Here is a 10,935-nt window from a genome sequence, read left to right as displayed (position 1 = left end):
GATCCCGACAGAAAGGGGCGTTTGTGGTTGGCGACAGGCTACACCGATATGGGATGTGGCTTTCCACCGCCGGCGCTACGGGTGCAGGAGGTCCTCAAACATAATCCCCTTGGGGCAACCTGTTTTGCTTCAGGGGGAAATGGGGAAATTTGTTGAAGGTCATCTGGCATGATGGCCAAGGAGATAGAGGACGGCTTCTGCTGGCCGACGATATCGGCGGCGCGCAAGCGTCTGGACCAGTCGCAATTGATGGCACTTCTGACTGGCTGGACTGGAAAAAGATCCGGCCGGCCAAGGTTAGGGGGCCTTTTGCCTGTGACTGCGGCAAGATGACTCATGATGTTGTAACTGTTGGGAAAGCGTCTGTTTTTGTGCTCTCCTTCCCGCATGGTTTTGCCTGCTCCCGATCTGCCGGACGACGTCGATACACTGAAGGCGATGATCCTCGCGATGGCCAGCGAGCGGGTTGCAAACCAAGCCCAGCTTGCAGCAGCGACTGCGAAGGTTGCCCGGCTGGTCAAGAGAAGCGCCAACGAGCGGATCGCCAACCTCACGTCGATCGTGAAGGTGCTGAAGCGCGCGCAATACGGCAAGCGTTCCGAACGGCTGCGCCTGCCAATCAGCGACGAGCAGGCTTGCTTTGCCTTCGAAGAGGTCGAGACTGGCCTTTCCGCGATCCAGAGCGAACTCGATCGCGCGGTCAAGGACAGGCCGAAGCGTCCTCCGCATCCGCGCAAGGGCTTTGCCGCGCATTTCGAACGCATTGAGGAAGTCCTCGAGCCGGAAATCCCGGCCGATTGCGCAGGGCTGGAAAAGGTTCTGATCGGCGAGGATCGATCCGAACGGCTGGACGTCGTGCCGCCGAAGCTACGCGTCATCGTGACACGCCGTCCCAAATATGCCTTCAGGGATCGTGACGGTGTGATCCAGGCGCTAGCGCCGGCACACATCGTCGAAAGCGGCCCGCCGACAGAGCGGCTCCTTGCCTATATCGCCGTGTCGAAATACGCCGACGGCCTTCCGCTTTACCGGCAGGAGGCGAGCTATCTGCGCGATGGCGTCGAACTCAGCCGATCATTGATGGCTCTGTGGATGGGGCATCTGGGCTTCGAGCTGCAGATGCTGGCTGATTATATCCTTGAGCGCATCAAGGAGGGCGAAAGGATCTTCGCTGACGAAACGCCCTTGCCTACGCTTCTCCCAGGCGCCGGCAAGACCATGAAAGCCTGGTTATGGGCCTATGCGCGCGATGATCGACCATACGGTGGAACCAGTCCGCCCATGGTTGCCTATCGTTTTGAGGACAGCAGGGGAGCGGATTGCGTGCCGCGCCATCTCGCCGGATTCAACGGCATTGTGCAGGTGGATGGCTACTCGGCCTATACCGATCTAGCCAAGACGCGGGCCAAAACCAGCAGCAATGAAATCGTCAGGCTGGCGGGCTGCTGGGCCCAGCTGCGTCGCAAGCTTTACGACCTGCATATCAGCAAGGTCTCGCAGGTCACGACGGATTCGCTCACCGCCATGACTGAGCTGTGGAAGATCGAGGATGAGGTCCGCGGGAAGAATGCCGATAGCCGCGCTGCGCTCCGCCAGGAAAAATCTACGGGCATCGTCGCGAGCCTGTTCGAGCTGTGGGAAACGCAACTGTGCAAGGTCTCCGGAAAATCCAAAACCGCCGAGGCGATCCGCTACGCGCTTACCCGGCGCGAGGCGCTGGAACGCTTTCTCACGGACGGTCGTATCGAAATCGACTCCAACATCGTCGAGCGCGCCATCAGGCCCCAGACAATTACTCGTAAAGACAGCCTGTTTGCCGGCAGCGAGGGCGGTGGACGAACTTGGGCGACCGTGGCGACCCTTCTGGAAACGGCAAAAATGAACAACGTCGATCCGCTCGCCTGGCTCTCCCAGACCTTGACCCGCATTGCTCAACGCTGGTCCGCAGCCGAAATCGACATGCTCATGCCCTGGAACTTCAAACCAGACGCCATCAGCTAACCGCTTACCCAGCATCGCTTCGTGCGAGTCCTGCATTGACCGGCAGTGATCGCACGCGGCGATATCAGCGCGTCCACGATGCATCCGGCGAACCGACTATCCCGCCTCAAACGGTCGTAAACGGGAGCGCGCATGCCGGCCTCGACGTTTGACTTGGCGATTTGCGCGAGTGGCAAAGCCTTTGCGCATGGGGCAAAAACTGCTTGCATCACACCATTCCTTCAGGATTTTGACCGTCGGTATCAGGTCCTCGGTGGCGGCAGCAGCCCGCAACGTCCTCCAATAGCTTGGGCGGTATGGCCGCGGCGGTCACACCTTCGGTCGTCAGGATATTGCCCGCAGAGACCTTCTTCGGGTCGGATGGCTTCTTTGCCTTCACCACTTCGACTGTGACGGCGACCGTCTCGCTTACTTTCATCTCGACGGCCTCGGCGATGATGTCGACAAATAGGTCGCGCAGTGCGTCGTAGTCGCCCTTCACCTTCGGCGTGCCAGCCTCTCAGGTCGTCATCTGCATTGATAGGGGCTATTTGGCGGCCCGTGCCGTTTCTCTCGCGGTGGAAACGGTGCAGGAGTTCATGCGCCTGGATGGCCCGCAAACAGCTGGGCGAAGTCACGGTGCGAGCGCACGACCTTCGCCCTGATTAGCTTCTCAGCGACTGTGCGGGATCGCGACACGCCGCTCGCCGGCCGCCAGCCAGCGCTGGTCATCATGCAATTTGGCATAATTTATCGTTCAATACCTTCGCCCTCGCGGTCGGCGATCTTCTCCGACCAGGCGGCGGCGGAAGCTCACCTGAGCGTGCAAGTATCCTATGACACTCTTGGTCGCGCTGCTGATCACGTGCGGCCTTCGCAGGTTCGACGTGCTCGGCGTCGCCTTCGACGCGATCGACGAGCGGGGCATCATGCGAATCTTCCGCACCGTTGTGGTCGACGATCGTGGCGATACCGTCCTGTGGCTGGATAGGGCCAAGACCCCGACCTCGCCCCGCTCGACGGCGGTTCCGGCCGAACGGCTGATGATAGCGCGGGGACCGGCAATGGGTGAACGAGATAATGTTGAAATGGGCCGCGAGTCCTATCGCAAAGGCCCGCTGACATGAAACTTTTATTAAGAAAGTTCTCACTCCAATTAAATTCATCCCGCCATTGATCCAAATCAGCTGAGCGGCTCGTGAGGGCTGACATTGCTGCCGCGCACCCGAATTTCGGATTTCAAGGAGAGCATAATGAGAGACTGGAAAAGGCCAGGACGCGGAAGCGCACTTTGCATTGCGTTTGTCATGACAGGACTCCAGCACGCGGCGGCAGCGGATGGACAAATCGTGGATGCGACGCAGCACACGGTCGATTTGGTCGAACCTAGCCCTTGGCAAGTTCGCCTGCGTTCGCTGGGGGTGATCACGGACGATAAAGGCAACGTCAACGGAATTCCCGGCTCCGGCCTTTCTTATTCGGACACGGCGATACCGGAATTGGACGTTACCTATTACTTCACCCACCATCTCGCCGCTGAACTCATACTCGGCACGACCTACGCCAATATCTACGGTGAGGGAACGATCGGTGGGCTGGCCAACATCGGCAAGACTTGGGTGCTGCCGCCAACCCTCACGCTACAATACCACTTCTCCGATTTCGGCGCTTTCAAACCCTACGTCGGCGCAGGCATAAACTACTCGATCTTTTATAACCAGAATACGGGCACCGCCGACGCTCTCGACGTCAAGAACACGTTCGGCGGCGCTGTGCAGGTCGGATTCGACTACAAGCTAGATCAGCATTGGGGCATCAATTTCGACGTCAAGAAGCTCTTTCTCGAGCCGAAATTTGACGCAGTGGTCGGCGGCACGAACGTCACGGGCAAAGCCAAGCTGAATCCTTGGCTGATCGGAACGGGTGTCACCTACAGCTTCTGACACGTCACAACCAGGCGGCGCCGCAAGCCGCACCTCAGCACTTGGCGAGCCTAGCGAATTGCATGCTGCCTGGCTCCTTCCCAGGAAGGCCTCGCAATACAGCATCTGCGAAGCTTGGCTCGCCCAGCATCACTTCCCGAATAAGCGCCGGCGCGCGCATCGCGGCGCTCTGACGCATACAGCCCCGACAGTTGCTTCAGCAAAGCGGCGCCCGCGCCTGCAGACAAGGACATCCGCGCTATCCACTCGACGTAGTTCCCCAGCAGCCTGATGATTCTCCAACTCCTCCTGGCCGTAAGTTTGTGCGCTGCGGGCATGAACCTGAGCGCGTTACGACTTATTAACGTGGATCAACCACTTCCCCTCCTTCCTGATAACGTTTGCAGAATCGATCATGGCCAAGCGACCAACGATTGCGGATCTTGCCCGCGAAGCGGGAGTCAGCGTCGCGACCGTGGATCGGGTTCTGAACGCCCGTCATCCGGTGCGGAAGCAGACCGCGCTGCGGGTCTGGGCCGCGGCCGCCGCTATTGGCTACCACGCGATCGGCCACGTCCAGCCGCGCCGGCAGCCGGACCTGCCGCAATATCGCCTGGGCTTTATCCTCCGAGAGCCGGCCCGGCATTTCTACCAGGATTTCGCGCGCCAAGTGGAAGCGGCAGTCGACGCTGCAAACGCCTTCCGAGGCACCGCGGTAATCGAATTCGCGGCGTCGCATACCCCGGGCGATCTGACCGCACTCCTGCAGGACCTTGGGGCCCGCTGCAACGCGATCGCCATGGTGGCGCCGGATCATCCGACAATCACGGCAGCCGTCGAAGACCTCAAAGCGAAAGGCATCCCGGTTTTTTCGCTGCTCTCCGATTTCGCCACCGGCGTGCGCCAAGGCTATGTCGGCCTCAACAACCGCAAAGTCGGGCGCACCGCAGCCTGGATGTTTTCCAAAGCCGCAAAACGGCCGGGGAAGGTGGCGGTCTTTGCCGTCAGCGATCGGTGCCAGGGCCCCGAGCTTCGGGAAGTCGCCTTTCGCTCCTATTTTCGTGAGAACGCGTGGAGTGAACCCCGTGAGCTGGACCAGGCGGGCGTGAAAAACTGATACGTTCGATGGGCCTTGAACGGAGAAGGCTCATGAAGTCACGAGGTCCATATCGTCGGCACTCGACGCAATTCAAACTGCAGCTCTGCCAAGACATCCGCGGCGGCGTCATCGGGCGTCGCGATGCCCAACGCACATATAGCGTCTCGGCAAACCTGATTCAGCTTTGGCTGACACAGTTCGACCGGGGCGAACTAAATGACGAGGAAGCCGAGGCCAGCGTCATCGCAGAATACGAAGCGCGCATCGCGGCTCTCGAGCGCAAGGTCGGCCAACTCACGATGGAGTTGGACCTTGCCAAAAAAACACCGCGGCAGCCGATCGCCGGCGACAGCGAGAGATCCTTCATCGTCACCGGCCCTCGGCCTGCTCCGTCAGACGGGGGTGTAAAGTGATCGATCTGCCGAGGAGCACCTTCTACTATCGCGCCACAACCAAAACGGCCAAACTCTGGGATATGGAACTCGTCACCATCATCGAGGACATCCAGGACGAACTGCCCTGCTACGGCTATCGGCGGGTGACCCACGAGTTGCGCAGGCGCGGGCACCTGGTCAACCATAAGCGCGTAGCCCGTGTGATGAGGGCGGCAAGCTTGGGGATCAAGCCGCGCAGGCGTTATGTGCGCACGACCGACAGCAGCCACGATTCCCCGATCTACCCGAACCTCTACCGCAATGTGATCCCGGATCGGCCTGACATGGTCTGGGTTGCCGATTTCACATACATCCGAATTGCCACCGGCTTCTGCTACCTCGCAGTCATTCTCGATGCCTGCAGCCGCAAGGTCGTCGGCTATGCCTTATCCCGACGGCTCGACACGCCCTTGGCGCTTGCTGCCTTGCGCTCCGCTCTGACAAGCAGGAGACCGCCGCCAGGCTGCATCCACCACACCGACCGTGGGTGCCAATATGCGTCCGAAACTTATCGAAGAGCGCTCGAAACGGCCGGCCTGCGCGGCTCGATGAGCGCGATCGGCAATCCCTACCACAATGCGCAGGCTGAGAGCTTCATGAAGACCTTGAAGGTCGAGGACGTCTATGTGGCTGGCTACGACAGCTTTGCCGACGTAGCCGAACGATTGCCGAGGTTCATCGAAGAGGTCTACAACTCGAAAAGGCTGCATTCAGCCCTTGGCTATCGAACACCAGAGGAATTTGAAATCCAACTCGCCCGGAAAGCGGCTTAGTTTGACGGCCCCGCCTGGTCCAGCTCACGGGGTTCACTCCAGCGCCGACCTTCGAAATCCTTGAAATACCCATGAAAAGTGAGACACGACGGATCACCTACGAGGCAACACTGGATGTGATGCTGCAGGAGCCCGAGCTCGTCGGCCTTTATGTAGCCGGCGGCCGCATGGAGGGAGCAATCTCGGCGCTCAGAAAAAAAGGCGAAGACCGGGGTTTCGTCGCCATCGTGAACGAGATGACGCCGGAGTCACGGGCCGCGCTTGCAGATGGCATTATCACGATGGCCATCGCCACGCCGCTGCGCCGGCTTTGCCAGGAGCTGATGACGCTGATGGCCCGGGCCATCGAAACCGGAAGCACGGACACGCCCGCACAGACGTTCCTGTCATTCGACATCTATCTTCCGGAAAATATATGAAGTGATAAAATCTTATCGTCGCATTCGGATCGTCGCATCGGAATGGAGCCGTCACCTCTCCAAATGAGACCTGGGTTGGCGCACATTTCTTTGAGCCCAACTGTGCGCGCCTCAGCCAACTGTGGGCGAATGGTTTCCGGCCGAAGGTCATCCTCATTCGATGTGCGCGCCCCAGAAGGGCATTGCGAAGCCGGCGGGTAACCCTTCGCTGGCGACGTCTTCGTCGGCAAGATCCTTCCCGGAGGCGAGGCGCGACCCCTGGCCAGTGCACATGGTCAAGGGTGCAACCGGCGTTGCAAGGACTATGCAGCAGCCGGTCCATGTGGCCAAATATCCATCCAAATTTTTCCGGCCGCGACAATCGAGGAACCAAAGGCGGACGAATCGCCTCTCCAATCCAAGCAAAATTTAAGCGCGCTTTGCGCCTGATCATACCCGCCCCGCCAAAAACAATGCCTGCACCCTCCAGTCTTTCGAGCTCCCCAGACAACATCACGACGAAATCGGCATCGCCGCCTTGCGCGGTTTTGCGCTCGCAGGCACGGTCGCCGGTAGCAGTTGCGGGGCTTGGCGGGAAGACGGCGGCTCGCTGCTTTGCCAGCTATGCGCGCTACAATCCCCCGTCCGATACCGCTGTTTGTTGGCTGTGACGCACTACCGCCCAGTTTGGCCGTGTCAGCAACAGGGAGGGAGTGGCCTCTTCAGCCCTGTTGTTGCTGCTGTTCTTATTTGGCCGATTCGCGACCATGTCCCGCCCCGACATGCAGCCGCTGACCCGGCTTTCCACTGACGCGATTCTCTTATATGTCGCTTCTCAAAAACCGCTACGCATTTTGGCGACATTAGTCTGCCCGCGAACCATCCGGTCGATCGCCGTAAGGGAGAACAGCTTGGACGAGCAGAACCCCAAGGAAGAACTGATCGAGACCTTGTTTCGCAATGGCACCATTACCGTCGTCGGCATCTTAGTTGCATTCTCGCTGGGCTTCGTCACGCATTGGGCGGCGAACCCGGTGCCGTGGCGACTGTATGATCTTTTCGCCGTTGTACCGATCCTGGGCGGTATCGCACTGCAGATGCGGGCATTGTCCATACTGCTCGGTCTGAACTCACTGCGCCGGCAGGTTTTCGAACGTGCCAACCATATCTTCATGACCGGCCTCATCCTTACCGCATGCGGGGTTGGACTGGCAATCCTGCTCGATGTTTTCGAGATGTCCGCAAGCGCACTGCCCGTACGCTAGTGAGGCCTTTGATAGGATCAGATCGGATCGCTAGACCGCCCAAAGCATTGGTCATGCCATCCTGGCGGAAACCGCTCGGCGCTCTTCCCGGAATGGCTCTAGCAATGACCGATGTCGCACCCTCGACGCCGATTTGCTGAGCCCCGCGCCGGTCGCGCCGGCTGCCGGCACGACGTCGTAAAAGGGCGAGTACATGCCAATAGATCGGCAGCGGAGAGGCTGAATGGCAGACCAATAGCCGCTGAGATCGGCAATCCCCGGCATCTGAGCGTGTGCCGCTCGCCCCAACGGCATTGCGCGATTTGCGGTATGGCGCCTCCGGCCAGTTCTCTTTGGTCTTTAACGCCAGAGCCCGTTCGGCCGGAGGCAGCTGTCGGCGCGGGGAAAGACCCGCACCGCTTGGGTGTGCCGCTTCAGCTTCAGCCGCTCCCGGCCGGTCCAAGCCACGCGCCGCGGGCTCGAGTTAGGAGTTGTCCGGCTCTGCGAAGCCCTGGCGTTGCCGTCCCCTTGGGGGAGGAGGAGCATCCGAAGTGGGATTGGCATCGATCTTCAACGCACTAACAGGGCCATTCCGGGAGGATTCCATCGGGTCGATACATGAACGCCCCAGGGGCCATGCCCTCCTCACCTTCAGCATAAAAAACGAGTAATCTCTGGCTCCATTGTCATATCCGACAGCTCCGCCGGGATACTGAAGACGTAACCGATGCCACGTCTGGTTTTTATCAACTGTGGAGCACGCGCATCTTTTTCGAGCTTCCGACGCAAGCGCAAGATCTGAACATCGATGCTGCGGTCTGAAATCTCGCCGTGGATGCGAGTGGCCCGTTGCAGATATTCTCGCGACAACGGCCGTTCTGCCGCCTCCAGGAAAGCAACTAGGAGGGCATACTCGCCCTGGGTTAGGGGCACCAATGCGCCTGAAGGATTACGCAGCTGCCGCGTTTTCAAGCGTAGCTCCCATCCGCCGAAAAGCCATCTTCCCGATTGTGACCTTCTGTGGCCTTCCATGGGGTCGGCAGACAGGCGCCTGACGACAGAATTAACGCGCACCAGGAACTCACGCATCTTACGCAGACACTCGTCGGCGCCGGATCCAAGCCAGATTGCTTTGTCGTTCTCGCCCGGACTCTCAACCACGAAAATGGAGACGTCCCCGAGGTTTCGGAGATCGCGCACGAGTCCAGGGTCGTCCTGGCCAAGATCGAAACTGGCAATGACAACGTCGGGCTTCAGCCTCTGGCAAATCTTTAACGCTTCCGCATGCGGACCCGCTGCAGTAGTCGACCAATTGCTGCGCAGAACGTGTTCTTCCATGGTCAGATTAAGCGCGAGAACATCATCGACTACAAGGACGCTCCTGATTTTGCGGGCCTCGCTCATATATCGTCTCCATACCCAACCCACCCTGTCGCGTTCTCGCATTCCTGAAGCTCTGAGCGGCCGGGCGCAGCCTCCCAAGACGCTTGCGGTCGCTGGCCGCTGGTTAGGTGCGCCAGGCCAGCAAGTGCCCCTCAATGCGGCCGATAAACCAATTGACGGCCAGGCCAATCAGGGAAAGCATCGTGACCCCGGCGAACAGGCGCTCCAGATTGTAGAGTGCTCCTGCATCCAGGATGTAGGCGCCTACGCCATGCTCGGCACCGAGCATCTCTGCTGCGACCAGTAGAGTGATGGCGATGGAGATGGAGACGCGCAGGCCCGACAGGATGCCGGGCAATGCGCCGGGCAGAACGATCTTGCGCACAATCGAGCGCCGAGAGAGGCCGAAGCTCTGGCCCATCCGGATCAAGTTGCGGTCGACATTGTCAACCGCTCCGTGCGTGGCGACCACCGTAGGGGTGAAGGTACCCAAAGCGATCAGCGCATATTTCGATGCCTCGTCGATACCGAACCAGATAACGAAGAGCGGCAGCAATGCTATCTTGGGGATGGGAAAGAGCGCCGCGACTAGTGGCAGGAGACCGGCGCGTATGAGGCTGAACAGTCCGATTAAGACGCCGATTGCGATGCCAAAAGCAATGCCGATGGAAGCGCCAATAGCAAGACGCCGCAGCGATGGCAGCAAGTGCTGCCATAGCAATCCGGTCTGACAAAGCTGGACGAAGGTCTCGAGGACCGCCGAGGGACGAGGCAGCGTTAGGCCCGAGATGAAGCCGGTACGCGTGCCGATCTCTGCCAGTCCAATCAGGACGATGAAAACGAGGAGACCGACAAAAGGGACGCGAGTGGGCGCGAAGCCGCCGCCGCGGAAGTTGACGGGTTGTGTGACTGGGGTGATGTCAACCATGCAGCAGTTCCTGATCTGCGGCCATTGCCTCGTCTCTCATCAGGTTCCAGAGATGCATCTGCATCTTCTCCAGAACCGGAGCGCTGGCGCATCTCTCGGCCAGTGGCTGATGGATTTTGACGATATGGCGGATGCGTCCGGGCCGACGGGAAAGCACGACTATCCGATGTCCCAGTCGCACAGCCTCGGCCAGATTGTGCGTAACATAGACCGCGGTAAAAGGCTGGCTCGTCCAGAGCGAGACGAGATCATCCATCAGAACCTCGCGCGTCTGGCTGTCGAGGGCCGACATCGGTTCGTCCATGAGCATCACCGCCGGACTGACCGCCAGAGCGCGGGCAATCCCAACGCGCTGACGCATGCCCCCCGATAGTTGCTTCGGCAGAGTAGCGCGGAAATCGGAGAGCCGCGTGCGGGCAAGGACATCGTCGACGATCCGCTCGACGTCCTTCGCGCGCAGCCTGTGATCCTCCAGTACCAGCTTCACATTGCCTTCCACGGTCCGCCACGGCAGCAGGGCGAAATGTTGGAAGACATAGGTAAGAGGATTGAGCGATTCGGCTGGCGGGGCACCGACCTGCAGCACGGTCCCGCCTGTCGGACGCTCCAACCCGCCTAGGAAGCGCAGCAGGGTAGATTTGCCGCATCCCGACGGGCCGATCACGCACACGATCTCACCCTGTGGGATCCTGAGCGAGACGTCGCTCAGAACCTCCACGAGGCCATAGCGGTGGTGAACATTCCTAAGCAGCAGTTCCATATCTTCTCTCACGC

Annotated in this window: 11 protein-coding genes and 1 pseudogene; 8 read left to right on the top strand and 4 right to left on the bottom strand. The window is 59.9% G+C overall.

Annotated features, from left to right (window positions below):
- The first annotated feature begins 387 nt into the window (after positions 1 to 387).
- Positions 388 to 2,001: an IS66 family transposase gene (gene tnpC, locus ACWGS9_RS29275; RefSeq protein ID WP_454508508.1), complete on the top strand. Its 1,614-nt coding sequence runs from the start codon at positions 388 to 390 to the stop codon at positions 1,999 to 2,001.
- A 208-nt stretch (positions 2,002 to 2,209) separates the two neighbouring features.
- On the opposite strand, the gene ACWGS9_RS29270 is transcribed toward tnpC, so the two are convergent.
- Complete coding sequence (locus ACWGS9_RS29270; RefSeq protein ID WP_454508501.1) at positions 2,210 to 2,482, bottom strand: hypothetical protein; 273 nt, start codon at positions 2,480 to 2,482, stop codon at positions 2,210 to 2,212.
- A gap of 343 nt (positions 2,483 to 2,825) precedes the next feature.
- Here ACWGS9_RS29270 and ACWGS9_RS29265 point away from each other — a divergent pair, with 343 nt between their 5' ends.
- The 7 genes and pseudogenes from ACWGS9_RS29265 to ACWGS9_RS29235 all read left to right on the top strand — a co-directional run bounded on the left by ACWGS9_RS29265 (position 2,826) and on the right by ACWGS9_RS29235 (position 7,871).
- The gene (locus tag ACWGS9_RS29265; RefSeq protein WP_454508500.1) at positions 2,826 to 3,107 is read left to right on the top strand and encodes a hypothetical protein; all 282 of its coding nucleotides are present in this window, start codon (positions 2,826 to 2,828) and stop codon (positions 3,105 to 3,107) included.
- Between the two features lie 126 nt (positions 3,108 to 3,233).
- Positions 3,234 to 3,923 (top strand): OmpW/AlkL family protein, encoded by a 690-nt coding sequence (locus tag ACWGS9_RS29260; RefSeq protein WP_454508499.1) that lies wholly within the window; start codon positions 3,234 to 3,236, stop codon positions 3,921 to 3,923.
- Positions 3,924 to 4,317: 394 nt separating this feature from the next.
- A pseudogene (locus ACWGS9_RS29255) lies at positions 4,318 to 4,974 on the top strand (LacI family DNA-binding transcriptional regulator); the annotation flags it as partial.
- A 53-nt stretch (positions 4,975 to 5,027) separates the two neighbouring features.
- Positions 5,028 to 5,414 carry a transposase gene (locus tag ACWGS9_RS29250; protein ID WP_454508498.1) on the top strand — a complete coding sequence of 129 codons (387 nt, stop codon included), beginning with the start codon at positions 5,028 to 5,030 and terminating at the stop codon, positions 5,412 to 5,414.
- Positions 5,360 to 6,208, top strand: coding sequence for an IS3 family transposase (locus tag ACWGS9_RS29245; RefSeq protein WP_454508507.1), 849 nt, complete (start codon positions 5,360 to 5,362; stop codon positions 6,206 to 6,208). Before ACWGS9_RS29250 ends, ACWGS9_RS29245 begins: the two co-directional genes overlap by 55 nt.
- Positions 6,209 to 6,279: 71 nt before the next feature.
- On the top strand, positions 6,280 to 6,627 hold the full coding sequence (locus ACWGS9_RS29240; protein WP_454508497.1) for a type 1 periplasmic-binding domain-containing protein: 348 nt from the start codon (positions 6,280 to 6,282) through the stop codon (positions 6,625 to 6,627).
- 890 nt (positions 6,628 to 7,517) lie between these two features.
- On the top strand, positions 7,518 to 7,871 hold the full coding sequence (locus ACWGS9_RS29235) for a hypothetical protein (RefSeq protein ID WP_454508506.1): 354 nt from the start codon (positions 7,518 to 7,520) through the stop codon (positions 7,869 to 7,871).
- 630 nt (positions 7,872 to 8,501) lie between these two features.
- Here ACWGS9_RS29235 and ACWGS9_RS29230 read toward each other — a convergent pair.
- The 3 genes from ACWGS9_RS29230 to ACWGS9_RS29220 all read right to left on the bottom strand — a co-directional run bounded on the left by ACWGS9_RS29230 (position 8,502) and on the right by ACWGS9_RS29220 (position 10,921).
- The gene (locus ACWGS9_RS29230) at positions 8,502 to 9,254 is read right to left on the bottom strand and encodes a winged helix-turn-helix domain-containing protein (protein WP_454508496.1); all 753 of its coding nucleotides are present in this window, start codon (positions 9,252 to 9,254) and stop codon (positions 8,502 to 8,504) included.
- Positions 9,255 to 9,357: 103 nt separating this feature from the next.
- Entirely contained in the window at positions 9,358 to 10,161 is an 804-nt protein-coding gene (locus ACWGS9_RS29225; protein WP_454508495.1) for an ABC transporter permease, read from the bottom strand.
- Complete coding sequence (locus tag ACWGS9_RS29220) at positions 10,154 to 10,921, bottom strand: ABC transporter ATP-binding protein (RefSeq protein WP_454508494.1); 768 nt, start codon at positions 10,919 to 10,921, stop codon at positions 10,154 to 10,156. The genes ACWGS9_RS29225 and ACWGS9_RS29220 overlap by 8 nt, the downstream gene beginning before the upstream one ends.
- Between the last annotated feature and the right edge of the window lie 14 nt (positions 10,922 to 10,935).

The sequence above is a fragment of the Mesorhizobium sp. Arg314 genome (assembly GCF_053714275.1).
The sequence above is the reverse complement of the archived record's forward strand: the minus strand, read 5'-3'. Positions and strand labels throughout refer to the sequence as shown.

What these genes read in the sequence shown, in the direction of transcription:
- tnpC (WP_454508508.1), top strand. Translation starts at nt 388, where the DNA reads ATGGTTTTGCCTGCTCCCGATCTGCCGGACGACGTCGATACACTGAAG.
- ACWGS9_RS29260 (WP_454508499.1), top strand. Translation starts at nt 3,234, where the DNA reads ATGAGAGACTGGAAAAGGCCAGGACGCGGAAGCGCACTTTGCATTGCG.
- ACWGS9_RS29250 (WP_454508498.1), top strand. Translation starts at nt 5,028, where the DNA reads ATGGGCCTTGAACGGAGAAGGCTCATGAAGTCACGAGGTCCATATCGT.
- ACWGS9_RS29240 (WP_454508497.1), top strand. Translation starts at nt 6,280, where the DNA reads ATGAAAAGTGAGACACGACGGATCACCTACGAGGCAACACTGGATGTG.
- ACWGS9_RS29230 (WP_454508496.1), bottom strand. Translation starts at nt 9,254, where the DNA reads ATGAGCGAGGCCCGCAAAATCAGGAGCGTCCTTGTAGTCGATGATGTT.
- ACWGS9_RS29225 (WP_454508495.1), bottom strand. Translation starts at nt 10,161, where the DNA reads ATGGTTGACATCACCCCAGTCACACAACCCGTCAACTTCCGCGGCGGC.
- ACWGS9_RS29220 (WP_454508494.1), bottom strand. Translation starts at nt 10,921, where the DNA reads ATGGAACTGCTGCTTAGGAATGTTCACCACCGCTATGGCCTCGTGGAG.